32 protein-coding genes are annotated in these 25659 nt (G+C 40.0%); 8 read left to right on the top strand and 24 right to left on the bottom strand.

The window, feature by feature from the left end; translation table 11 throughout:
- The first annotated feature begins 114 nt into the window (after positions 1 to 114).
- The gene (locus tag LIT25_10005) at positions 115 to 594 is read left to right on the top strand and encodes an N-acetyltransferase (protein ID USK35586.1); all 480 of its coding nucleotides are present in this window, start codon (positions 115 to 117) and stop codon (positions 592 to 594) included.
- Positions 595 to 644: 50 nt separating this feature from the next.
- Here the strand turns inward: LIT25_10005 and LIT25_10000 are convergent, their stop codons facing one another.
- From LIT25_10000 to LIT25_09985, 4 genes are all read right to left on the bottom strand, one after another.
- The gene (locus tag LIT25_10000; protein USK35585.1) at positions 645 to 1256 is read right to left on the bottom strand and encodes an RsfA family transcriptional regulator; all 612 of its coding nucleotides are present in this window, start codon (positions 1254 to 1256) and stop codon (positions 645 to 647) included.
- A gap of 107 nt (positions 1257 to 1363) precedes the next feature.
- Positions 1364 to 2122, bottom strand: a complete 759-nt coding sequence (locus LIT25_09995; protein ID USK35584.1) for an enoyl-CoA hydratase/isomerase family protein — start codon at positions 2120 to 2122, stop codon at positions 1364 to 1366.
- A 130-nt stretch (positions 2123 to 2252) separates the two neighbouring features.
- The gene (rpmF, locus tag LIT25_09990; GenBank protein ID USK35583.1) at positions 2253 to 2426 is read right to left on the bottom strand and encodes a 50S ribosomal protein L32; all 174 of its coding nucleotides are present in this window, start codon (positions 2424 to 2426) and stop codon (positions 2253 to 2255) included.
- A 76-nt stretch (positions 2427 to 2502) separates the two neighbouring features.
- The gene (locus LIT25_09985; GenBank protein ID USK35582.1) at positions 2503 to 3024 is read right to left on the bottom strand and encodes a DUF177 domain-containing protein; all 522 of its coding nucleotides are present in this window, start codon (positions 3022 to 3024) and stop codon (positions 2503 to 2505) included.
- 229 nt (positions 3025 to 3253) lie between these two features.
- On the opposite strand from LIT25_09985, the gene LIT25_09980 reads away from it, so the two are divergent.
- Positions 3254 to 4483 carry a nucleotidyltransferase gene (locus LIT25_09980; protein ID USK35581.1) on the top strand — a complete coding sequence of 410 codons (1230 nt, stop codon included), beginning with the start codon at positions 3254 to 3256 and terminating at the stop codon, positions 4481 to 4483.
- A gap of 34 nt (positions 4484 to 4517) precedes the next feature.
- On the opposite strand, the gene LIT25_09975 is transcribed toward LIT25_09980, so the two are convergent.
- Together LIT25_09975 and LIT25_09970 are read right to left on the bottom strand one after the other, a co-directional pair.
- Entirely contained in the window at positions 4518 to 5537 is a 1020-nt protein-coding gene (locus LIT25_09975; GenBank protein ID USK35580.1) for a PDZ domain-containing protein, read from the bottom strand.
- A complete protein-coding gene (locus LIT25_09970; protein USK36229.1) occupies positions 5527 to 6333 on the bottom strand; it encodes a patatin-like phospholipase family protein in 807 nt (268 codons plus the stop codon). The genes LIT25_09975 and LIT25_09970 overlap by 11 nt, the downstream gene beginning before the upstream one ends.
- Positions 6334 to 6502: 169 nt before the next feature.
- Between LIT25_09970 and ylbJ the strand changes: the two genes are divergently transcribed.
- Positions 6503 to 7714 (top strand): sporulation integral membrane protein YlbJ, encoded by a 1212-nt coding sequence (gene ylbJ, locus LIT25_09965; GenBank protein ID USK35579.1) that lies wholly within the window; start codon positions 6503 to 6505, stop codon positions 7712 to 7714.
- A gap of 138 nt (positions 7715 to 7852) precedes the next feature.
- On the opposite strand, the gene coaD is transcribed toward ylbJ, so the two are convergent.
- Entirely contained in the window at positions 7853 to 8335 is a 483-nt protein-coding gene (gene coaD / locus LIT25_09960) for a pantetheine-phosphate adenylyltransferase (protein ID USK35578.1), read from the bottom strand.
- A gap of 1 nt (position 8336) precedes the next feature.
- A complete protein-coding gene (rsmD, locus tag LIT25_09955) occupies positions 8337 to 8906 on the bottom strand; it encodes a 16S rRNA (guanine(966)-N(2))-methyltransferase RsmD (GenBank protein USK35577.1) in 570 nt (189 codons plus the stop codon).
- Between the two features lie 421 nt (positions 8907 to 9327).
- Between rsmD and LIT25_09950 the strand changes: the two genes are divergently transcribed.
- Complete coding sequence (locus LIT25_09950; GenBank protein ID USK35576.1) at positions 9328 to 9708, top strand: methylthioribose kinase; 381 nt, start codon at positions 9328 to 9330, stop codon at positions 9706 to 9708.
- Positions 9709 to 10093: 385 nt separating this feature from the next.
- Here LIT25_09950 and LIT25_09945 read toward each other — a convergent pair whose 3' ends face one another.
- Positions 10094 to 10366, bottom strand: coding sequence for a YlbG family protein (locus LIT25_09945; GenBank protein ID USK36228.1), 273 nt, complete (start codon positions 10364 to 10366; stop codon positions 10094 to 10096).
- A gap of 104 nt (positions 10367 to 10470) precedes the next feature.
- On the opposite strand from LIT25_09945, the gene LIT25_09940 reads away from it, so the two are divergent.
- Positions 10471 to 10794, top strand: coding sequence for a hypothetical protein (locus LIT25_09940; protein USK35575.1), 324 nt, complete (start codon positions 10471 to 10473; stop codon positions 10792 to 10794).
- 23 nt (positions 10795 to 10817) lie between these two features.
- Here LIT25_09940 and LIT25_09935 read toward each other — a convergent pair whose 3' ends face one another.
- From LIT25_09935 to LIT25_09920, 4 genes are all read right to left on the bottom strand, one after another.
- Entirely contained in the window at positions 10818 to 11267 is a 450-nt protein-coding gene (locus LIT25_09935; GenBank protein ID USK35574.1) for a YlbF family regulator, read from the bottom strand.
- A 61-nt stretch (positions 11268 to 11328) separates the two neighbouring features.
- Positions 11329 to 11748, bottom strand: a complete 420-nt coding sequence (locus LIT25_09930) for a hypothetical protein (GenBank protein ID USK35573.1) — start codon at positions 11746 to 11748, stop codon at positions 11329 to 11331.
- Between the two features lie 97 nt (positions 11749 to 11845).
- On the bottom strand, positions 11846 to 12085 hold the full coding sequence (locus tag LIT25_09925) for a YlbE-like family protein (GenBank protein USK35572.1): 240 nt from the start codon (positions 12083 to 12085) through the stop codon (positions 11846 to 11848).
- A 14-nt stretch (positions 12086 to 12099) separates the two neighbouring features.
- Entirely contained in the window at positions 12100 to 12495 is a 396-nt protein-coding gene (locus LIT25_09920) for a YlbD family protein (protein USK35571.1), read from the bottom strand.
- Between the two features lie 157 nt (positions 12496 to 12652).
- Between LIT25_09920 and LIT25_09915 the strand changes: the two genes are divergently transcribed.
- Positions 12653 to 13135 carry a PaaI family thioesterase gene (locus LIT25_09915; GenBank protein USK35570.1) on the top strand — a complete coding sequence of 161 codons (483 nt, stop codon included), beginning with the start codon at positions 12653 to 12655 and terminating at the stop codon, positions 13133 to 13135.
- Between the two features lie 255 nt (positions 13136 to 13390).
- On the opposite strand, the gene LIT25_09910 is transcribed toward LIT25_09915, so the two are convergent.
- Together LIT25_09910 and LIT25_09905 are read right to left on the bottom strand one after the other, a co-directional pair.
- The gene (locus tag LIT25_09910; GenBank protein USK36227.1) at positions 13391 to 14428 is read right to left on the bottom strand and encodes a CAP domain-containing protein; all 1038 of its coding nucleotides are present in this window, start codon (positions 14426 to 14428) and stop codon (positions 13391 to 13393) included.
- 239 nt (positions 14429 to 14667) lie between these two features.
- Positions 14668 to 15099, bottom strand: coding sequence for a CBS domain-containing protein (locus tag LIT25_09905; GenBank protein USK35569.1), 432 nt, complete (start codon positions 15097 to 15099; stop codon positions 14668 to 14670).
- Between the two features lie 190 nt (positions 15100 to 15289).
- On the opposite strand from LIT25_09905, the gene LIT25_09900 reads away from it, so the two are divergent.
- Entirely contained in the window at positions 15290 to 15646 is a 357-nt protein-coding gene (locus tag LIT25_09900; protein ID USK35568.1) for a YugN-like family protein, read from the top strand.
- A gap of 167 nt (positions 15647 to 15813) precedes the next feature.
- Complete coding sequence (gene ytvI, locus LIT25_09895; GenBank protein USK35567.1) at positions 15814 to 16872, top strand: sporulation integral membrane protein YtvI; 1059 nt, start codon at positions 15814 to 15816, stop codon at positions 16870 to 16872.
- A 39-nt stretch (positions 16873 to 16911) separates the two neighbouring features.
- On the opposite strand, the gene LIT25_09890 is transcribed toward ytvI, so the two are convergent.
- The 9 genes from LIT25_09890 to cyoE form a co-directional block, all read right to left on the bottom strand.
- Positions 16912 to 18072, bottom strand: coding sequence for a GNAT family N-acetyltransferase (locus tag LIT25_09890; GenBank protein USK35566.1), 1161 nt, complete (start codon positions 18070 to 18072; stop codon positions 16912 to 16914).
- Between the two features lie 16 nt (positions 18073 to 18088).
- Positions 18089 to 18598 (bottom strand): GNAT family N-acetyltransferase, encoded by a 510-nt coding sequence (locus tag LIT25_09885; GenBank protein USK35565.1) that lies wholly within the window; start codon positions 18596 to 18598, stop codon positions 18089 to 18091.
- A 134-nt stretch (positions 18599 to 18732) separates the two neighbouring features.
- A complete protein-coding gene (locus LIT25_09880) occupies positions 18733 to 19194 on the bottom strand; it encodes a DUF420 domain-containing protein (protein ID USK35564.1) in 462 nt (153 codons plus the stop codon).
- A gap of 58 nt (positions 19195 to 19252) precedes the next feature.
- Positions 19253 to 20143, bottom strand: a complete 891-nt coding sequence (gene ctaG, locus LIT25_09875) for a cytochrome c oxidase assembly factor CtaG (protein USK36226.1) — start codon at positions 20141 to 20143, stop codon at positions 19253 to 19255.
- Positions 20144 to 20367: 224 nt separating this feature from the next.
- Entirely contained in the window at positions 20368 to 20700 is a 333-nt protein-coding gene (gene ctaF, locus LIT25_09870) for a cytochrome c oxidase subunit IVB (GenBank protein USK35563.1), read from the bottom strand.
- Positions 20701 to 20704: 4 nt separating this feature from the next.
- On the bottom strand, positions 20705 to 21328 hold the full coding sequence (gene ctaE / locus LIT25_09865; GenBank protein ID USK35562.1) for a cytochrome c oxidase subunit III: 624 nt from the start codon (positions 21326 to 21328) through the stop codon (positions 20705 to 20707).
- Positions 21328 to 23199, bottom strand: coding sequence for a cytochrome c oxidase subunit I (ctaD, locus tag LIT25_09860; protein USK35561.1), 1872 nt, complete (start codon positions 23197 to 23199; stop codon positions 21328 to 21330). The genes ctaE and ctaD overlap by 1 nt, the downstream gene beginning before the upstream one ends.
- A gap of 33 nt (positions 23200 to 23232) precedes the next feature.
- Complete coding sequence (coxB, locus tag LIT25_09855) at positions 23233 to 24312, bottom strand: cytochrome c oxidase subunit II (GenBank protein ID USK35560.1); 1080 nt, start codon at positions 24310 to 24312, stop codon at positions 23233 to 23235.
- 98 nt (positions 24313 to 24410) lie between these two features.
- A complete protein-coding gene (gene cyoE, locus LIT25_09850) occupies positions 24411 to 25340 on the bottom strand; it encodes a heme o synthase (protein ID USK35559.1) in 930 nt (309 codons plus the stop codon).
- Positions 25341 to 25659 lie beyond the last annotated feature (319 nt).

The raw sequence follows: 25659 nt of genomic DNA, 5'->3' as shown, positions 1-25659 counted from the left end.
AATCTTTTCTTCGTGGTATAATAAATGTAAGTTTTAAAATTTTATTAAGATTTTGTATTCTTATCTTAAACCTGTATGATATACAACGATCAGAGGCTGCAAGGGGGAGAAACAATGTTTAAGGTAGAAAAATTGCTTATTAATTATAAGACATTAGAGGAATTCAAAAAATTTAAAGAATATGGACTGCAGGAGCTGTCCATGCTTGATGATCTTCAGGATAACATCATAGAAAATGATAGTAATTCGCCATTCTACGGCATTTACTTCGGCGAAAAACTAGTTGCCCGTATGAGTCTGTACCGGGTCGATAAAAAGTTCGACGAATATTTTGACCCAAAACAGGATTACCTGGAATTATGGAAGCTTGAAGTGCTTCCTGATTATAAACGAAAAGGCTATGGCACGGCACTTGTTGAATACGCGAAGTCTTACGGCGTTCCAATCAAAACCAACTCAAGAATAAAGTCAGATGAATTCTGGTCCAGAATGGGATTTGAGTCCGTCACTTATGACATGGAGCGGGATAAGGGAGAAAATCCTCTTGTCTGGTATCCTGAAGGCGTTTCAGAACAAAGAGGCGAATCTGCGTAAGAATATCCTTTCAATAAAATAAAAGAATGACCGCATCTGCGGTCATTCTTTTATTTTTCAGCTCTTTCCAGATTCCCATTGCGGTCTACTTGAAAATTCACCTTGCGGCTGCGCTCATCGTCTCTTAGAACAACCATATTTCTTGCGCGCTCCATCATTTCAATCAGCATCATATAATCTTCCTCTACAATCTTCAGATTGCTGTGGATGGTTTCTTTTTCAGCTTGGAGCTTTTCGATTTGCTGCTCCAGATGGGTTATTTTTTTAGTGAGGTTTTCATTTTCACTTTTTAAGTCTGCAGCACTTCCAGAGTTTTCATAGTTTTTCAAAAATGAAATCACTTCATGAAAAGTCAGCGGTACGCCTGCTTCAGACTGTGATTCGCTTTCAAAAGAGGGCATAGAAGGTTCAGCTGATTCTTCAGTCTCTTGTTTGCGGATTTTTTTGCGCTGTGCTTTTGCCATTTCAATTCCTGATTTGAATTGCTTTCTTACATAGGAATTCCAGCGAAAACCGCATGCAGCTGCCGTTCTTGATAACTTTTTCCCTACTTCTTCGAATGCTGCAAGCTGTGTTCCGCCTTCCCTAATCTGCCTGAGAACAATTTCAGCGAGCATCAAATCCTCATCCTGAGTCCAAGCATCCTGACGTGTAGTAGTCATTTTCTATTCCCCCTAATACGCATTTTTTACATACATATGCGCCTGCTAGAATAGATAGACTATCGAACGTGACAGAAATCCCAGGGTTACAAGCTGTTTTTTACTGTCTATTTTTGGAAGAAATGCCTTACTGCACGAAGATGGTCTTCACGTGGCCATAGCTCTGCACACTTTGCGATTTCTTCCTGCATTCGTTCTTTCAGGCCGGTGCGGACCCATTTATTAATCTGAACTCTTTTATACCCTCGTATCACATCAGGATAAGGAATAAGAGACTTTCTTATAAAATCCAAAGCATCTGCTTCAAATGTTTCAGAATGAAAAATGTTCGAAGCAAATCCAAGCTCTTTTGCCTTTTCTGCATTTATTCTTAGTCCGCTCGTGAGCATGTACAGGGCTGCATCAGGCTGCATTTTTTCAAATAACATTGTGCTTCCGCCCCACCCAGTTGTAATCGCTTGATTTCCCTGAATAAACCCAAGCGACGCTTCTTCATTCACTAGTCTGAAATCAGCAGAAGCTGCTATTTCCATCCCTCCTCCTACAGCCGTTCCATTAATCATAGCAAATGTCGGTACAGGAAGAGTCATGATTCTGTATAATAGATCCCCCATTTTAGAGAGCATATGCTGGGCTTCTTCAGCAGTCGTGATATTCCCGAAAACAGAAAGATCACCGCCTGAACAAAACGCCTTGCTGCCGCTTCCGGTAATGGTTGCCGCAAGCAGTCTTTCATTGCCTTCTGCCTCGTCCAAAATCATTTCTAATTCGTTCATCACATCATAATCAATTGCATTTCTTCGTTCTGGCCGGTTAATTTTGATCTCTAATATCCCGTTTCTCTCGCTTGCTAATACTTTCCCCACTTTTATCCCCCTAATAGAACAAGATGAATATCTTTTATTTTATAGAAAGGACCGGCCAAGCACTAGAACATATTTATATTTCATAAAAAAAACGCAAGGATCAGAGATCCTTGCGTTTTTAATGAAGTTATTATTTGCTAACAACTTCTTTTCCTTTGTATGTTCCACATTCTTTACATACACGGTGAGCTAATTTAACTTCACCACAGTTTGGGCATGCTACCATACCAGGCACTTGCAATTTGAAGTGTGTACGACGTAGTCTTTTTCTTGTTTTAGAAGTTCTTCTAAAAGGTACAGCCATTATTCCCACCTCCTTACAGAGTTTCATTAAAACTTTGTGTTTAAAACAGCCTATATATAAGTGCTAAACAATAGCATTAGCTGTCTTGATCATCGAAGAATTTCGATAAGCCGGCAAGTCTCGGGTCAATCTTGTTTTTGTTATCTTCTTCAGAGATAACTTTCCAATCTTTTCCCTCTTGCGGGGCAGCCTGATCATTTCCTTCAACAGAATCGCTAAAAACCTGCATCGGTACTTCCAAAAGTATGTTTTCTTTAATAACAGGTATTAAGTCAACGATATCTTCTTGAACGTGATGGACATCTTCCTCCATCTCGAAGTCTGCATTCGGTTTTAATAAAAACGTTTCAGTTGTATGAATTTCGAACGGAAATGGAACATCCACTAGCGTTCTTGCACAAGGGAGAATCATCGTGCCAGTCAGCGTCAAATGAAAAGTTGCTTTAGAAGAGCCCAGATCTGCTCTGCCTTTTACTGAAACAGGTGAAATTTCACGTATTTCGGAAAGCGCGCCTTTCATGTCTGTCAATTGGACGGTTTCATCAATTTGAAGTCCCTTGTTTTGCAGTTGGTTCAGTTGATTAATAGACCATTTCAAATGGTATCACCTCAAGGCAACAAAGGTAATTATAGCTTTCGCAATAATATTTGTCAATATTTTTTCTTTACAGTGTTTAGTATACATGAATATTGTTTTAATGCAAAATGTTCAAGCTGTTTTTTAAGATCTTTCATCCCTATTTTTTTTCAGAAACTTGACTTCATGCTCTTCACGTTTCATGATTTAATTAGAAAAAATGAAAAGAAAGAACCAGGGAGGGATGTTTTTGAAAGCAGTTGGGTTAGTAGTTGAATACAATCCGTTCCATAATGGCCATCTCTATCACCTTCATGCTTCGAAGGTAAATGCAGAGGCTGATGCCGTCATCGCCGTAATGAGCGGTCATTTTCTGCAGCGGGGCGAGCCTGCGCTTATCTCAAAATGGAGCCGTGCTAAAATGGCCCTTCAGCAAGGAGCTGATCTTGTCATTGAACTTCCATATGCATTTGCGACCCAAAAAGCAGAAATCTTTGCAGATGGCGCCATCTCCATATTGGAAGCATTAAAATGCGATTCTGTTTGCTTTGGCAGTGAGAATGGAGACATCTCCCCTTTTCTGGAGACGGCTGAAACACTTGAAGAACTTGATTCAGACTATCAGGATGCCATTAAATATTATATGAAACAAGGGATAAGTTATCCAAGCGCTCAGACAAAAGCGTATCAATCACTGAATACAGGCGGGCATACGCTTGATTTATCTTTGCCGAATAATATACTCGGGTATCACTATGTAAAAGCCATTCAAAAACAGGGAGCTGCTATATCCCCCCTCACGATTAAACGTACAGCTGCCGGCTATCATGATGAAGAATTTAATGAAACCCCCATCGCGAGTGCGACAAGCATACGCAAGGCCATTTTCTCAGAAGAAAACAAAGATATCCAATCCTTTGTACCTGAAACCACCTGGGATCATCTTAAGCAGTATAAATATAATTTTGACACCTTTCATCAATGGGAGGATTACTTCGGATTCCTGAAGTATACAATCTGCACGATGACGCACGATGAACTGAGACAAATCTATGAAGTGGAAGAAGGCCTTGAAAATCGGGTTAAATCTCTCATTCAGCAGGCTGCTTCATTTAAGGATTTTATGGAACAGCTGAAAACAAAACGGTACACGTGGACAAGGCTTCAGCGTCTTTGTCTTCATATTTTAACTAGAACAACCAAGGAGCAAATGAAGCTCGAGGAAGCAGCAGCCCCTTATTTGAGACTTCTCGGCATGTCTTCGCAGGGACGGACATATTTAAACAGAATAAAAAAATCGGTTGATAAACCAATCGTTTCAACTTTGTCCGCATTCAGCCACCCGCTGCTTGATCTGGACATAAAAGCAGCATCAGTATACGCCATGATTTTCCCTGAACCGCTTCGGTCTCAGTTTATGCACAGCGAATATTCAACAAGACCTGTTCAATATGACGAAAAAGAAAAACTGTTTTTATAGGCAAAAAAGTGACTTCGCGATGAAGTCACTTTTTTTATTTCTCTTTTAATGTTTTAAGATAATCTACCGCGTCATCAAATGTATCAACCGGCACAATTTTCATATCCGTTTTGATATCTTTGGCAGTTGCGGCTGCTTCTTTATAATTTGATGCAGCAATTCCGTTCTGATTCGGGGCGAAGAAGATTTCTGCACCTGATTTGTCGGCAGCAACAATTTTCTGCGAGATCCCGCCTATTGGCCCGACTGTTCCATTTTCATCAATCGTACCGGTGCCTGCAACATTATAGCCTTTTGTATAATCTTCTTTCGTCAGCTGATTATAAATTTCAAGTGTCATCATCAGGCCTGCAGAAGGACCTCCTATATTGTTTGTATCAAGCGAAATATCAGGGTCTGTAATCAATTCTCTGTCTGTCACAAGAGATATACCGATCCCGACTTTCTTTTTGTTATCCGGAAATTCAGCTGCTGTTATTTCGGTTTTGCCTTCTTTGCCATTGCGGTCATATGTAACATTTATCTTATCGCCTTTTTTCTTTTGGCTGACGTACGCTATAAACTCTTCCGCTGTTTTAAATTCCTTCCCGTCGACTTTAAAAATGCGGTCTCCTGTTTTAAGCTTTCCCTCTGATGGCATCCCTTCAACAACCTGCATAACGTAGATTCCGTGAAACTTGTAATCCACTTTTTTGCCTGCCTTTTCATATGCTAAAGACACAGCAGATTCCTGAGAAGATTCCATCATATGCATTTGTCTATTTAGATAATCATCATCTGATTCACCTTCTTGAATGACATCTTCAAGTGGCAAAAGTTCATGATAAGGAAGGACATTTGCAAGGATGTAGGAAAAAATATTCGCCCTTCCGAATCCAACGGTTGTAAGCGAAAAGCTGCCTTCTTCCTCATAGCCGCCATCAACTTCAATGATCGGCTCGAGCTCTGTTGCCATGCCGGGCTTTGTTACATAATAAGGGAGTTTAATAAAATTCAGGACCGCAGCGAGGATCACTCCTATTATAATGGCCCTGACTGTTTTGTTATTCTTCATCTTGCTGTGACCCCTTCCAACTCTTTATCAGCTCTTTTATTTCGTTTACATGCTTTCTTGCTTCGTTTTCACCAATCTCAATGATTTCTTTTATGTTTTTAAATGCCCTTGAACTATATTGCTCTACATGAGGATGTATCATAATATCCGAGGCAATTTTGCGGTGATGAACAAGCTCATCCTGCATAATATCAAGGCTCTGCAGAATCACATCGAAAATAGACGTGATTTCTTCTGTCTTTTTCACATGAGAAACATCAACAGCAATGACAAGATCTGCACCCATCTCTTTTACAACCGAAACGGGAATCCTGTCAATGACTCCGCCGTCAATGAGGAGCTTTCCATCTATTTTTTCAGGAACAAAAATACCAGGAATGGCGATGCTTGCCCGCACGGCATCTGCAACCGGTCCTTTCGTAAAAACCACCTTTTTTCCTTCGTATAAGTCTGTTGCAACAATCGACAGCGGTATATCCAAGTCTTCAATATGCTTGCCTCTTGTAAAGACTTTAATAAAATCCTTTACCCGGTTTCCTGCGATAAAGCCCATTTTAGGCACCGTAAAATCCAAATAATATTTGCGTTTAAATAATGTTGCAAGCTTATATAAATGATCAAATCCGAGCCCTGTCGCATAAAAACTGCCGACTAAAGCTCCCATGCTGCTGCCGGCAATCATGCTTATCGGTATCCCCTCTTCACTAAGTACCTTCAATACTCCCAGATGAGCAAAACCGCGTGCTCCGCCAGATCCTAAGGCAAGACCAATTTTAGGTTCTCTCTTCAAAGAGATATCCTCCTCTAATGTCAATTCATTCGTTAGTCAATTCTATGGTCTAAAATGGTCCCCTATTCTCGTATATTGAACTATCAAAGAGTGTACAACCCTACAGGGAAGATTGACTATATTTTATCATTATCCGCTTTGAAAAGTATAGAAAGAAGCATGAGGGGGACATATTTTGAACGCAGCTAAACTAAAAACACTCATGCTGGGATTTTCAATGATCATCCTGGCATTTGCTATGATCATCAGCCCCAAAGTTTCTTTTACTGCTTCTAAAGCAGGGCTTGAGCTTTGGTGGGGTATCGTATTCCCGTCTTTGCTGCCCTTTTTCATTCTTTCCCATCTGCTGATCGGTTTTGGTATTGTCAGGTTCATTGGTGTGCTTTTAGAGCCGGTCATGAGACCTCTTTTTAAAGTTCCTGGAATTGGAGGCTTTGTCTGGGCAATGGGATGGGCATCAGGTTCACCTGCAGGCGCAAAGCTGACGGCAGAGATGCGGAAAAAAAATCAGCTGACGGCACTTGAAGCTGAGAGACTTGTATCGTTTACGAATTCTTCTAATCCATTATTTATTTTCGGAGCCGTCGCAATTGGATTTTTCAACAATCAGGCTCTTGGTCTGCTTCTGGCTGCCGCCCATTATTCCGGCAACTTGGCTGTGGGTTTAACCATGAGATTTCATGGACGGGAACAGGCTGATCCGTCAAAGACCGGCTACAAGCGACCTTCCATAAGAGAAGCGTTCAGACAAATGCATCAGACGCGGATCGATGACACAAGGCCATTTGGAAAAATGCTTGGCGATGCTGTTCTTTCCTCTATCCAAACGCTGCTGATGGTAGGAGGATTCATTATTTTATTTTCTGTTTTAAATAAACTATTATCCCTAATATCGATAACAGATTTCATCGCTTTAGCCTTCTCCTTGCTGCTCGCGTTTTTTCAATTGTCTGCTGAACTCAGTATTCCGCTTGTATCAGGTATGTTTGAGATGACACTTGGAAGTCAGCTGGCAAGTGCGGCTGATGCCGACTTGCTCCAAAAAGCAATCGTGACAAGCTTTTTGCTCGGCTTCAGCGGTTTGTCGATACAAGCTCAGGTTGCAAGTATTCTTGCAGAGACGGACATCCGCTTTCAGCCGTTTTTCATCGCAAGAATTTTGCAGGGAGGCTATGCTGCATGCTTTGCATGGATTTTCTGGAAGCCTGTTTATTTGGAACTGGCAGCCTCAAACATTTCTGTTCTGCCCGTTTTTCTCACAGAGGATACCCCCGTTCTTCTTGCGTCCATCTGGAGTCTTCTCACAGAAATTGGACCGATAATCACGATTGCCTCGTTGTTCATTTATGTTTTCATATATGCAGGGAGGGTTATTTCAAGGAATTAGCATATGAGCGATGGATGGACGAAGCACTAAATGGTATATCAACCCATTTTCAAGATTTATCTCCCAGTTATTTATTTTTCCACTTATCAAAAAAAGTGACCCCATTAGACGCAATCTAATCAAGAGGTCACTCTTTTTTTATCGGTTAAATTTCTGCTTCAACGCTTTTTCAACTGCTTTAGGAACAAGCTCCGAAATATCGCCGCGGTATTTAGCCACTTCTTTAACGATACTTGAGCTTAAAAATGAATATTGGTTGTTCGTCATCATGAATAACGTTTCTACATTGGCATCGAGCACCCTGTTCATGGAAGTGATCTGCATTTCATATTCAAAATCTGATACCGCCCGCAGACCTCTCAAAATTGTGCTGGCATTCTTGCTGTTTGCATACTCAATCAATAGACCCTTAAACGATTCTACCACAACATTCGGCATATCCTTTGTCACTTCCATTAAGAGTTCACAGCGTTCATCCACATTAAACAATGGGTTTTTCGACGAATTATTCAGCACACAAACATACACCTTATCAAATACTTTTGCTCCGCGTTTAATAATATCCAAATGTCCGTACGTCACAGGATCAAAGCTTCCCGGACAAACAGCAATGCTTGCCATTTTACTCCCCCATCCCTTGTTCTTTAAATAGATAGATGGACACTGCACTTATGCCGTATGATTCATAACGAGTGAGCTTATAGGTACCAATCTCATCTGGCAATGTTATGCCGGCATCATGTTCGGCCACAATTATGCCTCCATCTTCCACTAAACGAAATGAATCAATCAATTCGATAAGCGCTTTCAATTTTTGTTGCTTGTACGGAGGATCCAAAAAGATAAGCTTAAAAGCAAGCTCTCTCTTCGCAATGGCTTTTAACGCTCTCTCCGCATCATTGCGGTAAACCTCTGCCTGATCCTCAAAATGGCAGGCTTCTAAATTTTTATGTATAGTTGCAACTGCTTTGGCTTCCCTGTCCACAAAAATGCATTTATCAATGCCTCTGCTTAAAGCTTCAATCCCAAGACCGCCGCTTCCGCCAAACAAATCGACCGCAAGCCCGCCGTCAAAATAGGGGCCGATAATATTAAAGATCGATTCTTTCACTTTATCCGTCGTTGGGCGTGTGGACATACCCGGCACTGCTTTCAAAGGCCGCCCTTTACAGCTTCCTGATACTACTCTCATCTTTCTCACCACTGTTATTTTGTCTTTGCTGCTAGAATTTAGCCTGTTTTATCGTATCATAGTGCGTGGGCAGAGACAATATGGAAAAGCTGTGCCCGCTGGTCTTGACCAATCGGCAAATAAAAAAACCCCGCAGGAAACCTGCAGGGTCCTTCTAATCCAAAAAAAGCGGACTTTTTTTGGGCAGAAGGCAAAGGGAGAGGAGAAACCGGAGGAAGAACTTATGGGGAAACGTAAGTCTTCTCCGCGGTTGGCAACAACATCTTCGATTCGATGTTGTTACTATACATTATCCACCAATAGCGTTCACACTATACATTTCTATAAACTTTTTTCTGGATAAAAATCAGGGCATCATCTATCTAACTGAAATCAAACATGTTACATTATGATGAGAAAGAAAGAACAGGAGGAATTCAGTTTGATACAGCGCTTTATTGAGCTTGGAGCAGGCTATTCGGATCTGTATGAATTAATTGAAACCACACAGGCGAATGCTCATCGTGTTTCAAGGTTTTTAATACTGAATACAACAATAAATGAAAGAAAAATGTCATCTTTTGCAGTCACTATGAATCCTACAGACCCTGGACATTTCCAGGCTATTTACCTATGCCTTGAAGGTATTTCCTCAGGAAGCAGCAAACGCCGTGAACTATTTGAAAATCTCGCAAAAAAGCTTGAGAAATCGATAATAGAGCTGGATGTCAAATCCTCCAGTCAATTTGCCGAAAAAGAATTATATTTTCAGTACCTGACTGGCATTCTCAGAATGAACCGGTATTTGCCGCCTTGGCAATAACGAAATGCGGAATCGCCCGGTTAACGCAGACAGACAGATAAGGATCCGGCAGAAAAGGCGCTTTTTGCCTTTACTGACGGTGCCGTTCTGGCCGAGGAGCCGGGAAGCAGAGCTGGACAAAATGAAAAACGAAATTCACTATCTTTTCTAGCCAAAATGCACTTTTTATTTTCCAATTTATATATTTATTAACCGTATTAATATTTTTTTAAGATCAGCTTTTGATCTATTAGCTGATTTTCTTTCTGGACTAATTTTCTATTTTATAGCCGGAATCCTCCCTTTTTAGCTTTTCTTCTGCTGCACTTTTAAACTTCTCAAAACTCTTCTTCGCCATTTGAATACATGCAAAAGCGCAATCCAAAGATGGATTGCGCTTTTTCTTCTATAGACCAAGTTTATAGTCATATTCTTTTGCTTTATCAATTTTTGATTCGAATTCCAATTTCAGAAAGGGCTTATATGACGGCTCAGCGTGCTTTACAAATGAAAAGGATGATACCTTCTCTATTGTATGTTCAACATGTTCCATGTCACAATATAAGACAACATACTTTAATTTCTTGGATACGTAATGGATGTTTCCGAATTTACGGAGCATTTTGATCTGCTTTAAAGAATGCATCCAGATGATAATGCCTTGACGCTTTTCAAACATCATAAATAATCTCCCTTTTTATATTCTCCACTTGAAGTGTACCAATTTTCTAATTTTTTTACAATAAGCACCTGAAAACATCTCTGCAAAAGGAGCTGAATGCTTTGAATCTGAGCCATACCGTCCAATTATTTTTAGATAGGATGAATGCAGATGAAACATGTTCATGCTGGATAAAAAAAGCTGCAGGTATTCCGTTTCTGTATGTCCAGGTGAAATCCGGGAGGTCAATCGCGGATATTACGCTCAAGATTGAGAAAGAGTCCCGTTTTGCAATGAAGGGAAAACGGCTTACGTTTGATTGCATCTTTGTCAGAGAAGACAAGAATTTATATGTATTTCGGCATCGTTTTTATGTGCCTCAGGAAAAAATGTTCTGCTGCGGAAATTTGTGCGAAGACTGTATCCGTCTTAAAAAAGGAACTTAAAAAACGAGGACTGGCCTCGTTTTTTAAGATGCTTTGCAGCCGCATCCCCCGCCTGAGCCGCATCCCCCTCCACAGCTTGACCCGGTATCAAAAAACGGGTTTCCTGTAGGCACTTTGATATGCTGCGAAACGGCTCTGCCGAGTTGGGCGCTTATTTCATCAAGCAGCGATTGAAGCTCTTTCTCTGCTTTTTTAAAGGCAATCACTGCATCATGAAGATCAAGCTCGCGCTTTGCTTCCCTCATGGCCTTTGTGATTTCTTTATAGTCCGGATGATATTTGCCGAAACGCTGGACATCTTCGTATAAATCCTTGATTTCAACAAATTTGGATATCACCTTTTGTGCTGATTTATCTTTATTTAATGTATTTAAAGTGCGGCGATAGTCTTCCGCAATTTCTGACTCAACAACTAACGATCCAAGAAGCTCAGCTTCGTCGATTAAATTGACGCTTTCTATAGTAGCAAACATAGACGGCATCACCTCCAGCTATATTTTAACATGTTTCTGCCGGAATGGTAAATGCAGCGCCTCACTGAACAGTGACATTCCACGTTTTTTTTAAGTGATATTTCGAAGAATCATTGTGCAAAAGTTCAAGGGAAATCGTATGTGTTCCTTTTTCTAAACCTTTAATGATAAATGCAGCTGTATGTATTTCATCCGTTTTTTTTTCGTCAACATACAGATTCATATATCCTTCACCATTTACTTTTTTCCCGCGCTCATCTGAAAAAGTAAAATTGGGAACAAAGCACTCTATATAAACATTGCGCCCTTTTAGATGATGATTGACAAAAAGCTGTCTCCCTGTTTGAGCACCTGCTTCAACTGCATCCTGTTGTGTTATGCTGATTTCCATGGGAACAGCGTCTCCTTCTGGACGGGGCTTTTCATTCGTGCAGGCTGTTAAAGATACGAGCAATAAAATCAGCAGTATAAAGTGTTTCATTAATGACAACGCCTCCTTATGGAGGTAGTTTCACCAGATTTATATCAAATATGTTTTTAAATAAAAAAAGAAAGTCATGGTGAAGACTTTCTTTCAATCAATCCTGCTGCCTCATCGACTGAAACATCCCAAGCATCATGGAAGCCATTTGTACTGAGTTTGAAAACTGAGCAACTTTATGCGGGATGGTTTTTTGATAATAATTCATCATGGCAAGTTTCATCGATTCTGTATCTTGAGGATTTCTGGCTAGCTTTCTGTACCAATGCGGCTGTTCCCGCAAAAAAATTTTTAATTCATTGTCTGCTGCAATCATTTCCTGAATTTCTTTTCTCATGCTGTCGCTCCTGCTCAATCTTTCCTGAAAGAAAAGGGATGGTTTGGTGTGTTCGACTTACTAGATGATGTGCCTTTTGTAAGCCCGAAGGTTGAAAATAATTTTTGAATAGATGAAATGGTGTTGTTCATATTATACAAATGCTGATTCATTTGATTGGCATCCATGCTTTTTACAGCTGTCATCATCCTGGACATAAAATCGGACTTCTTTTCTGCCGTACTTTCAGACTCATCTGACTCTTCTCTGTACTTCTTCCATGAAACATCATTTTCTCCAAGCAAATACCAATCTTCAAATAGTTCCTGCCATTTTTTCTCGCCTTTTCTGACCTCAGTAATTAATTTAGGATGTTTTTTTACAAATTCCTTAAATTCTCCAATAGAAGGATGTTCTTTTTTTTCTGTCATTATCTGATCACCTCTGTTTACCTTCGCCTACTATATTTTATTTGACCGTATGAAAACGGTTCGCCCATTTTGAGCAAACTTTTATAAAAATCCTGATTGCACAATATTTGGGAGTACTGATAAGATGAAGTGGAGGATAGAAAGGATTTGGTGAGAGATGGAAAAGGAAGAACTGACGCGCTTATTGGCTGAATTAAAAGAAGAAGATGTTCCGGTTTTAAAGCTGTTTCTTGAGGGACTGAAAAAGAAAGCGGACAAAGAAAACGGATCATACATAGGTGCATTGCTGCATGCACAAGGCGAATATACCGAAAATCAATTCATATTAACAATTCCCAATACGGCAATTATTCAAAACTCCCTGCATATTGTACATGGAGGAATTACTGCTACACTGCTGGACTCTGCAATGGGATCGCTTGTACATCATGTTTTGCCGGACCATCTTGCTGCTGTTACATCTGAAATGAAAATTAATTATGTTGCACCAGGAATCGGCACCGAACTAAAATGTATAGCCTCTCTTATCCATAAGGGCAGCAAAACAGTTGTTACTGAGGGCAAAGTCTTCCGTGATGACGGCAAATTAATGGCTCATTGTACAGCAAGCTTTTTTATTATCGATCGTCCTAAACGATAAGTAAGGAGAAAGCAATGTTCCCTTTTTTTAAAAAGACATGTTATCTCTGTAAGAAAAAATCAAAAAACACCGAAACCTATTTTGGTGATAAACAGGCAAAAATTCAAGTTTGTCATCTTTGTATAGGCTATGCTGAGAGACGTGCTTTTAAAAAAGCATAGATAATCTTCCGGCTATAGTTTCTGCCGCCGCATAAATACCATTTTTCACTCAGCAGAAAAGACACCCGCTATGGATGTCTTTTTGTAGTGAATATCAGTCATTAAAAGGCCTGATAAAATTTTGTGTATAGTAAAGCTTATTCACTCCGACACCAAGTCTCGTAAAATCTGGGTTCAAAAGTGTGTCGCGGTGGCCTTTGCTGTTGAGCCAGCCTTCAACCGCCGCTATTCCGTCAATGTATTGGGCTGCAATATTTTCTCCCGCCATCTGATAAGCTACATCCCCTTCTTTCAAACGGTCTGCAAGCGACCCTTCCGTCGGGGACTCATGTGAAAAGTATTCATTTGAAAGCATATCGCTGCTGTGCAAAAAAGCTACTTCTGATGTCATTTGATCCCACTCTACAGGAGGAATTTCGTGCCGTTTTCGAATGATATTTGTCAGATCAAGGATTTGATTCTCCGCACCTTTTTCAACAGCCTTCCATTCTTCCGCGTTAAGCTGTTTGGGCTGAATGAGTTCACCCCGGTAAACAACCTCATAAGGACGCTGCTTTACTAATGTTTCTTCATCTAAAGCTCTGACGCTTGAAAGTTCGCCATCAAACTTATCTAAATAAAGCTGAACATAAATGTCTCCCATTTTAACGATTGGTCTCGTATTCATATCTTCTTCAGACATTTCAAATCGGTAAGAATTGCCGTCAAAATCTATTGATATACTTGAAGAGATCGAATTTGTTTTAAAAACTTCACCGACAGGCTGGCCTAATTTATAAGGCTTTACATTTACCTCTGTCCCGATGGCATATACCGTGACGACTTTGTTATCAAATACCCCAACCTGAAGGTACTGCTGATCGTTCTGGTTATAAATCCACCATTCGTAGTCATAGGATGAAGGATCTTTCCTTGCAGGTTCCCCAAGCGTTTCAATGATCTCACTGGAAGATTTTCCGACAAAAGAAAGAACTCCTGAATCCGGCATATTTAATTCTTCATTTGATTCTTTTGCAATTTGTTCATTTTCATCTATTTGTTTGATCGGTTCCTTATTTCCATATTGAATAAAAAGAATATAAGTAATAAAAATAACCAGCAATAAAAAAACGGTTTTTAATATACTGCTCAGCTTAAATCCCTCCAGGTCACTCATTTCTACCATTATATGATCCATTAGATTCATTATACTACTAAACAGTATTTCACAAGATTGGCAGATAGTATATCCTTTTATAGGTCATTTAATCAAAAATGGCAGCTTTTTTCAATTAAGATGTTTGAAATAAAATTTTTCCAGCTCATGATTCACCAGTTTTTCCTTCCATATAAATAAGAACATGCCCAATCAATGGCATGTTCTTTCATCGCTTAATGAAGATGATGATCATTCTTTTCGGAAATTGTCGTCAGGGCTGCCCCAGCCTGCTGATCTGTCAGCTGATTTAGGGATAAGTCTCCAAGTGAGACCATTCCGACTATATGTCCATTTTCTACAACTGGAAGCCTTCTGATTTGATGCTCCGCCATAAGCTGTGCTGCTTCATCTGCAGATGCATCCGGACTGATGGTGCAAAGATGATCACTCATAACCTTCGTCACTTGATAAGATCCAGGATGTTTTTCTGCGATCCCTCTCACGACTAAGTCACGATCCGTAATCATCCCGAGCAATTGATTGTTTTCAACGATTGGAATGGATCCTACGTTCCATTCTTTCATTTTGACCGCTACCTCGAATACATTATCAAGCGGCGTACATGCCTGGATGTCATTAGACATAATATCTCGAACCTTCTGCATAAAAAAACCTCCCTGATAGTAAATAAAAAATGTTCATTCTGCTAATGTAGTTTGGCCCAAAATAAGATAAAGATGTAAATTATCAGGTAAAGATTGAAAGTTCCATGCATTCGTACTATGATTGAAGGGGAGTTCATTAAAGCGCTTTACTAATGAAAATGCCGTTAGAAGGTTTAGGAGGGAATACATAATGAAATTGGAAAACACAGGACTGGATGGATTGACAGTTGAATTAGCAAGACTGGATGAAATTATGGATGAGCTTGGCATTGTTCGTGCCGGTCAGTGGGATTATGAGCGTGTTACATATGATCGTAAATTCGAAAACAAAGATGAGACGTTTTATCTTCGCATTCCGGGATATGCCGTTGAAGGCGACATTGGCGGAAAGCATGCAGTAGTTAAAATAATGACACCGCTTCTCGGCAAGCACTATTATCCGCACGGAGTAGAATATGGCGAAGGCGAAAACTTCCCAAATGCCGTTTTAAGTACAAGCCAGAAATTGCTTAAGCAGCTGAAAGAAGAAATTGGACGAATCGTTTAAAGCCATACACGCAAAAGCATTCACTGCTTTTGCTTTTTTATTTGATTTAATAAACCATCATTCTCCTCATATTGACAATTATATTTTCATAATTGTATTAAAAAGCCTTTTTGCACACTGTCCTTTCGTACTATAATTTAAAGAGAACCATTGAAAGGAGCAAGGGATTGTATACAATACTCTCAAAACGAAATTTCCTCATCATTTCATCCATTATTGTGATAGGGCTGATTGTTTATTTTCTTCTGCCCCTTTCGATTCCCTTGATTATGGCTTTTATCACAGCGTTATTATTGGAACCTCTCGTAAGGCAATTCCAAAACCACGTTAAGCTCAATCGGAAAATGGCCGTATTGGCAGCATTTTTAATCTTTCTGTTTACCATTTCCATCAGCAGTTACTTTATTACTACTAAAGTAGTAGGCGAAGGCATTAGGACAATTGAAAATGCACCAAGCTACATAAATGAAATTACGATAGCGTGGAACAATATTGAAAAACGGATTACGAATTCTGCAAAGGATCTTCCGCCGAAGTTTGTAAATGAAATCAGCAATCAGATAGAAGAGTTTCTTGAAAAAACAAAAACCGATCTTGCAAGCTCAGTTAATATAGATAATGTTAAAAGCATCTTTACAAACATTCCTAATTATATGGTAAACATGCTGGTTTACTTAATTGCATTATTCCTGTTTATGATTGAGCTCCCGCACCTTAAAATACGAATGTATAAACATATGAAGGAAAATACTGCTCAAAAAGTAAATTTTATGGTTACTCGCATGTCTTATGTCATTTTTGGTTTTGCAAAAGCTCAGTTTTTAGTCAGCATTATTATCTTTGTGGCATCCTTTATTGGACTTCTCCTGATAGCGCCTGAAATTGCGCTTGTTATGTCAATTATTATTTGGATTATTGATGTCATACCTATCATTGGATCGATCATTATTATGGGCCCCTGGACCCTCTATCATCTCATCTCGGGCGATCTGGTGCTTGCAGCAAAGCTTGGCATTCTGACAGCTGTTCTTTTGATTATCAGACGTACAATTGAGCCTAAAGTGATGGGAAGCCATATTGAGTTATCCCCTCTTGCGACTCTTATCTCAATGTACCTTGGATTAAAGCTGTTTGGTGTCCTTGGTTTTTTCATCGGCCCGATGATTTTGATTGTGTATAATTCCGCGAGAGAAGCAGGCATTATCCGTTTTCATTTTAAATTATAGGCAGTAAAAAAGGGCTGAATGTTTATCGAACAGCCCTTTTCAAATTCGATCCATGCACATGGATTTTTTTGATGGAATCATTTGCACAAGCAAATGCAGATCTTCATTTGGTCCTTTAATAAGACCTGCATCATAGAGAGAGGCAGGTTTCATGTATCCGAAAAGAACGGCTGTTAATGTGGCTACATCCAGCTGAAGGCCGCGTTTGGGAGGGTGTGTACAGACGCTTCCAGCAGAAGACTTCCGAAAATGAGTGGTCTCGTCTTTTTTTATAAGATACGTTCCGCTGTTCCAGGCTGCAAAGGAATCATGGATGTGCAAAAAAAGCGGTTTCTCATGAGGCTCAAATATGTATTGCTTTAAAAAAGATTCGACATCCACAATTCTCCCCATTATCGTGGGCTTAACCTCTGATAGAATGAAAGGATTTTTCAGGAAAAAAGAAAAATGATCCCGCTCGAATGTACGCCAAATCAGCTGCTCATAACTAAATTCCTTCTGACAGATACAAGTCCAAAGTGATTTTTTGGCAGCATCGTTAAGGGCGATACACTCATCTACATACAGATTATGATTTTCAAGCCTATAAATCATATACCCATCAGCGCTGCCATCCTTAAGGAAATGAAGGTAAATAAAATGATTTTCTTTTAATATTCCTTTTTTCCACCATTCTTCCGATCTGCCGATCATACCGTTATTTTCTTTGCTGAAACGGTCATAAACCGTTTGCAGGAACGGCAAAGCGAGATCCCGGCTAAGCTCTTTAACATTGCTGCTTCCGCCAAATGTACGAAGGTGGTGACCTTTCTTGTTCATCGTCCATTTTTTTTCATTTGAAATCAATTCCCATCCTAATTTTCTGTAAAAAGGGATGGAGAAGGGATTCAGATACGAAATGGAACAGCCTTGATTCTTCATCCTGAGTAAAGCTTCAAAAAGAAGCCTGTCCATTTTTTGCTTGCGCCGCTCTTCCGGCAAAAAAGAAATAGATGACAGCCCTCCCATCTTTACTTTTTTCCCTGAAAAATAGATATCAAGATCCAGAATGTGGACTTTAGCAATAAGCCTCTCACTGTCAAAGTCACCCAATATCATTTCCTTCGGGAAGCGGCTTATTTCTGTCTGATCGTTCTTCGATGAGTATTGTGATAAACGGACAACCTCTTCATAATCGGTCTCTTCTGCTTTACGAATCATAACGTCTCCTTCTGAGCTATGCTTTCTTTTTAAGTTCCCAGGATAAAAAAACGTCCTCTTTTTTGGTGCAGATCATGCCAAGCTTCTCAAATAGGCGGATAGATTTTTTATTATGATCGATGCATTCCATGCTGATTTGTTTGACTGATTTTTCACTTGTCAGCCATTCAATAACTGCATCAATCGCTTCATATGTTAAACTTTCCTCATCATCGACCTCGTGGATGTTGTAGCATAGTTCCACACAGCCATGCTCATCCGGCATGCCCTGAATGAATAAGTCGCCTACAATTCTCTTTTCATGATATAAAATAATGAGCCAAAGTCCCCAGCCATATTCTTTTTCATTTCTCTCAAGTCTTTCAATATAGAGCGGGAGCATTCCTTTGACCGCAATTGAAGGCCAAGTAACAGGTATTCCAATTGGGGAGCGGCTTTCCAGTTCTTTTCGGTGAAAGACTAAAGATTTTGCAATATCCAAAGAACAGGGGATAATGAGGAGCCGATCTGTTACAATTTCAATCATCTTACAGTCACTCCCTTTCATAAACCGTCTGTTACTTTCATTTTATGGCCATTCTGTACGTCCTATACTTAAAGAAAAAAAGAAACAAAAAAGATGTTATAGAATGATAAATTCCATAACATCTCATGCCATCATTAAAAACCTAAAATCGCTTTGAATACGGAAGTCGTCTCTCCGCCTTTATACTGAATATAAAGCAGATAATAGACAGCCACCCCGGTAATCGCGGTGAAAAACCAGATCAGGCTCGTAACAGGACCTAATTTTCTGTGCTTTGAGAGATTGTTTTTATAACCTGATATCAAGGTGATAATTCCAAAGACTGCACCTACTGTTGCTAGAGTAATATGAAAAATCAGGAAAACAGTATAATAGACTTTAATATGATCGGGTCCTCCAAACGCAGTGTTTCCTACAAAGATCGTTCTTGAGGCGTACACGGCAAAGAAGATAATCGCAAAAACAGCTGCGGTAAGCATCGCCTTCTGATGTGCCTCAATTTTGCGCTGCTTGATCAAATACCAGCCAACAGCAACAGAAACAGCACTTAAAACAATAAAGGCTGTACTAATAGTAGGTAAAATAGGTACATTCATTTTTGCAGCTCCTAAAAATAAATATTATAAATTGATAAGCAGAAAATGAGAGCGGAAATTACTTAATGGGCTGCGGAGTAAATCTCTTTCTTTCCTCAAGATCATCGCGCTCTCTCTCCTGCCGGGCCCATTTAAAGAAAATAATTCCAAGGAGGATTCCATAAACAAACTCCTGGATAATTTTCATCATGATGCCCCCAAGCTGCTGATCTTCTACAAGAGGCAATGTATTGAACATTTCCGGACCTGTCAAATTCAGACCTGACAGCATACTTGCCGGAACGCAAAGTTCAAGGGCGCTCGTCCATGCCCTAGGATCCGAATACGTGGAATAAAGAGAAGTTTCAGCAAATATGATAAGGGCACAAGCCGGTGTTAACAGCATTCCATTGGCAAATATGTATCCGATTTTTTTAATTCCGCCAAGCTCTCTCCATTCAGGCAATTCATTTAACAATGGCCACCACATCAGCATCGCCGCAATAAAAATAAAAATCGTTACTGAGGCATGAATGATATGATCTGTCTTCACAAAATCAAAGACAAGCGGAATATGATAGAGTGAGAAAACACCGTTAAAAACAATTAAAGCGATCAGCGGCTTAGACAAAAATGATACGATTTGCTTTACGCCCCGTCTGTAAATCATTGCTCTCCACATCCAGACCGGAATGCCATAGATCATCAGAGGCGGAATCAGCAAATATAAAAGGGCCATTTGTGTCATATGTGCACTGAACATTATATGTCCCATTAGATCCAGCGGACTGCCTTTTACAGCATATAAAAGGATCATGCTGCCTGAAAAAAGTGCCTTCTGTTTGAACGGGACAGGCTGGCTATCATGAAATCGATTTCGAAGAGGTCCGATTAATAGAAAATAAATGCCAAGAATGACCGCAACAAACAGGAAAAAATAAGGGCTCCACATTGCTCTAAAACCAAACATTTCTAAATTTAACAATGAGTTCATCTCCTATTTCTGCTATAACTCCTGCAAACTATTATACACCTTCAATGAAGCGCTATCAATGAACGTTCTATGACATTAGAACAGCGGAAGCACTTAGATTCAGCTCCTTGAATAGAGTGATCCATGCACTTTTACAGCCACATTCATTTTTTACCTCTAAACATACAAAAAACCGGCTGAGAATTCAGCCGATTTTCAGATTACCACCAAATAATTGTTACGAATGCAAGAACTGTCAGAAATGCTACACCGATCCCAGAGTAAAGGAAGAGCGCTGGCACTTCATGGCCTTTATGGCTCATATGCATAAAGTAGTAAAGCTGGAAAATAACCTGGATAACAGCAAGCAATAGAATAAACGGAACTTTAAACCATTCTGCAATGCCATCATAGCCAATTGCTACAAATGCAATGACTGTAAGGAAAATCATTAATGCAAACGTAACAACTTGAAACTTCATATCTTCTTTATTTTTCTTGCGGCGATATGCAAGATCAACTTTTGGGTTACCTGAATTTTGATTAGCTGCCATCAGTTTATCCCACCATTCCCATTAAGTATACAACTGTAAAGATGAACACCCATACAACGTCGATAAAATGCCAGTATAAACTTGCAACGTAATATTTAGGCGCGTTGTATAAATTCAATCCTCTTTTTGCATTGCGTACCATCAAAGTAGTGATCCAAAGTAAACCAAATGTAACGTGGGCGCCATGTGTTCCGACCAGCGTGTAAAAAGCGGATCCAAGAGAACTGCTTGTAATAGTAAATTCAAAATGATGAATATAATGATTGAATTCATAAATCTCAAGAGCCAGGAATCCCGCTCCTAGCAGAACGGTAATTCCCATCCAAAGCTGCATTTTTTTAAATTGGAAGTTCTTCATGTGATACATAGCGTACACACTTGTTAACGAACTCGTCAAAAGGAGCATAGTTGCTGCAAAAACAAGCGGAAGTTCAAACATTTCCTGAGTAGTCGCACCGCCGTTGTTTGAATCTTTTAAAGCTAAAAACGTTGCAAACAGAGAAGCAAACAGGACAGTCTCTCCTCCAAGAAAAAGCCAGAAGCCTAAAAATTTATTCTTACCTTCAAGGGTCGCCTTTTCAGGAGAGGCAGGGAACGTTTCAGCTGTCAATTTTTCCTCAACATGCATTATGCCTTTACCCCCTTATCTTCATCATCATTCATTAAATCTTCTTTGTGAATATGATAACCGTGATCATCAATTATTGAACGAAGGAACATAGACCCTAATGTGATTAAGAATCCGATAATGATGACTGGAAGTCCCCAAGCGAAATCCTCTCGATATAACAATCCGAATGCTGCAACAAAAAGTCCAAAAGACATGATCAGAGGCAGAATTGATCCGTTAGGCATATGGATGTCTCCAAGCGGTTCAGCAGGAGTCATTCCTTTGTTTCCTTCCATTCTTTCAACCCATAAAGCGTCAAGACCGCGTACTAGCGGTGTTTGTTTAAAGTTATATTCAGGTGCAGGTGATGATACAGCCCATTCCAGGTTGCGTCCATCTCCCCATGCATCTCCTGCTGCTTTTTCTCCTTTTATAGAAGAAATAACGATATTGTACAGCAATACGATTGTACCGGCAGCCATCAAGAAAGCACCAGCGGTACTGATCAGGTTCCCCGTTTCAAGACCCTGTCCAGGAAGGAATGTGAAAATGCGTCGCGGCATACCCATCAATCCAAGGAAATGCTGGATAAAGAACGTTAAATGGAAGCCTATAAAGAATAATACGAACGTAACAACACCTAATTTTTCACCAAGCATTCTTCCGAACATTTTTGGCCACCAGTAGTGCAGGCCAGCGAATAATCCTATAACCACTCCGCCTACGATAACATAGTGGAAATGCGCAACTACGAAATAGGTGTCATGATACTGATAATCTGTCGGTGCAGCTGCAAGCATGATTCCTGTTACTCCGCCCATTACAAACGTAGGAATGAAAGCAACTGACCAGATCATTGGTACTGTAAAGCGGATGCTTCCGCCCCACATTGTAAACATCCAGTTGAAAATTTTAATGCCTGTCGGAACGGCAATGGCCATTGTTGCTACTGCGAAAATCGCATTTGCGATTGGTCCAAGACCAGTTGTGAACATGTGATGCGCCCACACCATAAACCCTAAAAATCCGATTAGAACTGTAGCAAAAACCATTGATGAATATCCAAATAAGCGCTTTTTCGAGAAGTGAGGAAGAACATCTGAGAAAATCCCGAAAGCAGGAAGAATTAAGATGTAAACCTCAGGATGTCCGAAAATCCAGAATAAATGCTCCCAGATGATCGTATTTCCTCCAAGTGCCGGAACAAAGAATCCTGTACCGAATAATCGGTCAAACATCATAATTGCTAACCCAACTGTAAGCGGTGGAAAAGCAAATAGGATAAGTGCTGAAGCTACAAATGTTGTCCAAGTGAACAACGGCATGCGCATGTAAGTCATACCAGGTGCACGCATGTTAATAATTGTTGCAAGGAAGTTAATACCCGCAATCAACGTACCAATTCCTGATATCTGAAGTCCCAGCAAATAAAAATCTATTCCATGTCCAGGCGAGTTCAGTGCAAGTGAAGCATAATTCGTCCAGCCTGCATCAGGAGCTCCATCTAAAAACCAGCTTAGGTTCAGGAATAGTCCTCCAAAGAAAAACAGCCAGAAACCCAATGAGTTCAAAAATGGAAATGCAACGTCACGCGCTCCGATCTGAATCGGTACGACGGCATTCATAAAAGCAAATATGAGCGGCATGGCTGCCAGGAAAATCATGGTCGTTCCATGCATAGTTAAGATTTCGTTGTAAAGGCCAGCTGCGATAAAATCGTTATTTGGCACAGCGAGCTGAATTCTGATAAGCATCGCTTCTAATCCACCTACGAGGAAGAAGAAGCCGCCGGAAATCAGGTAAAGGATGGCGATTTTTTTATGGTCTACTGTTGTTAAGTAGTCCCATAGCACAGCGCCGAACCCCTTTTTCTGAGTTAACGTACTCACAGTGTTACCTCCCTTTTATTCTGCTGAGACATCTTACTTCGTTTCGACTTTTAAGCCGCTTAAGTATTCAGTAAGTGCATCAAGTTCCTCATCGTTAAGTTCAGGATACGTTTTTGTCATCTTGTTTCCTGGTTTGTACTGTTCAGGATCTTTCAGCCAGTTTCTGATATTTTCTTCATTATGAGGCAGAATGCCCGCTACTCTGGCACGCTCTCCAAAGGTAGCTAAGTTAGGTGCTGTTCTTGCTTCTTTTGGACGCTTATCAGCAGGTGTCACAGCATGACAGCCGATGCAGCTTTTCTCCTGGAACAATTTTTCACCCTGTTTAGCTAAATCTGAATCTGCAACCGCTTTAGCATTTTTCATTTCTTCAAGCCATTGATCAAACTCTTCGCGGGATTTTGTTTTCACTTTAAAATCCATTAAAGCATGTGAAGGGCCGCAAAGCTCAGCACATTTCCCGTAAAAATATTCTCCGGCTTTTTCTGCACGTTTGCTGTCAAAATTAAGCCAGAACTGATTTATGTTTTCAGTGTTTGTATCCATCTTGCCGCCTGCTGGCGGAATCCAGAAAGAATGCTTCACATCAGAAGCAATCAGATTAAAGTAAACCCTTTCATCTGATGGAACAACTAAATCCTGGCTTGTGATTACCCCAGCATCAGGATATTCGAATTCCCACCAGTAAAGATTCGCTCTGACATTAATAACAACTGCATCTTCAGGTTTGCGGTCCTTCTTTTCCATTGGTTTCACATCTGCGAGTTCAAATGTTGCAGATACAACTGGAACCGCTAACACAAGTAGTAAAAGAATAGGAATAACAGTCCAAATGATTTCAAGTTTATGACTTCCCTCTACTTGCTCAGGAATTTTATTTTCCTCACCTTTGCGCCGTCTGAATTTCAGAACTACATAAATGAAGATCACAGTTACGACTGCGATTACAATGACCATGATGAGTGTACTCAGCACCATTAATGAGTACTGCATATCCGCAACTTCACCAGCTGGTTGAAGAGCGGAAAGATATGGTTCACCACAGCCGGCTAGGACAAGTGTCAACATTGCAAAAATGGCAACGAGACGCAATTTTGTCAGCCTCTTTTCCATAGCTAAATCAAACCCCTCTTTCAGTAAATTAATTCCCGTAGTTTCACAGGAATCGATAATTCCTTCTATGTAAATTCCTAAAAGAAAGAATTTCTAACTTAGTTGATCGTGAAAAGTACCATCGCCACAAAAAGGATCGTTAAGTAATTCAGTGAATAAATAAACATCCACTTTGCCCACTTCAGATCATCCTTCATCTTCATGCCAGATAAAGCAAGCACAAGCCACCCGATGTTCAGTGCAGTTGCAAGAATAATGAAAGGAACCCCGAGCTGAAATAAGTAAAACGGCAAAGGCAGGAGACAGATCACCCAAACCATCATTTGCCTTTTTGTAATGGCAAAACCATGAACGACCGGCAGCATAGGAATGCCTGCAGCACGGTATTCTTCCACTCTTTTCATTGCAAGAGCAAGAAAATGCGGAGGCTGCCATATGAACATAATCATAAACAATACCCAAGCAATCACACTCAGGTCAGCATCGATTGCAGCCCAGCCGATAAGCGGCGGAACCGCACCGGATACACTTCCTACAACAGTGTTCAGTGTATAATGGCGTTTAGTCCACATTGTATATAAAAAGACGTATGTAATTACGCCGATCAACCCGATTAACGTGGCTGTTACAGTTGTCATCAGCAGAAGAATAAAGCCGAACGTAAGCAATAAAATACCAATCCACAAAGCCTGAATTGGGTTCATTTTCCCTGTAACTGTCGGTCTCATTTTTGTTCTTTCCATGATATGATCAATATCACGGTCGTAAAAGTTATTAATGGCACATGAACCAGCAATAATTAAAGATGAACCAAGTAAAACAAATAAAACACTATCTATATTCTGCAGAAAGCTTTGTCCTGTAAAATGCAAGGCAAGCCACAGTCCCGTGAAGGTAGTAATCATGTTAGAATTGACAATTCCCATTTTAATGAGACTTAAGAAGTCTTTAAGAGCTGTCGTTTCATGGATTTCTTCCGGGCGGTGTCCGCTCAGATGTGTTTCTGATAAGGTCCTTGAATCAGGCACGTTTTATAGACCTCCTTTTCAATTCTGTTTCTAATAGAAAGAATCTTCTGTAGGATGGAGACTTTCTATATCATACTAAATAAAACAATATTTACAAAATGCTTCCTTCTTGATATTAAACCATAATCAGCAAATGTTTTGTGAACAAATTATGAAGAAGTTATGTCGAAATTGTGAAGCAGATGAGCTGCACAGGTTAATTAATTGAAAAGCAGCCCATTCACTGATACTCTAAAAAATGATGGCATAACTTTTTGACCACGATAACATTCTATCATAATTATTAGGAATTTTTTATAGATTATGGAATCTTTTGCGA

Source organism: Bacillus sp. F19 (assembly GCA_023823795.1).
Classification (GTDB): Bacteria; Bacillota; Bacilli; order Bacillales; family Bacillaceae; genus Bacillus_P.
Note: the sequence above shows the minus strand (reverse complement) of the source record. Positions and strands in the feature narration are given on the sequence as shown.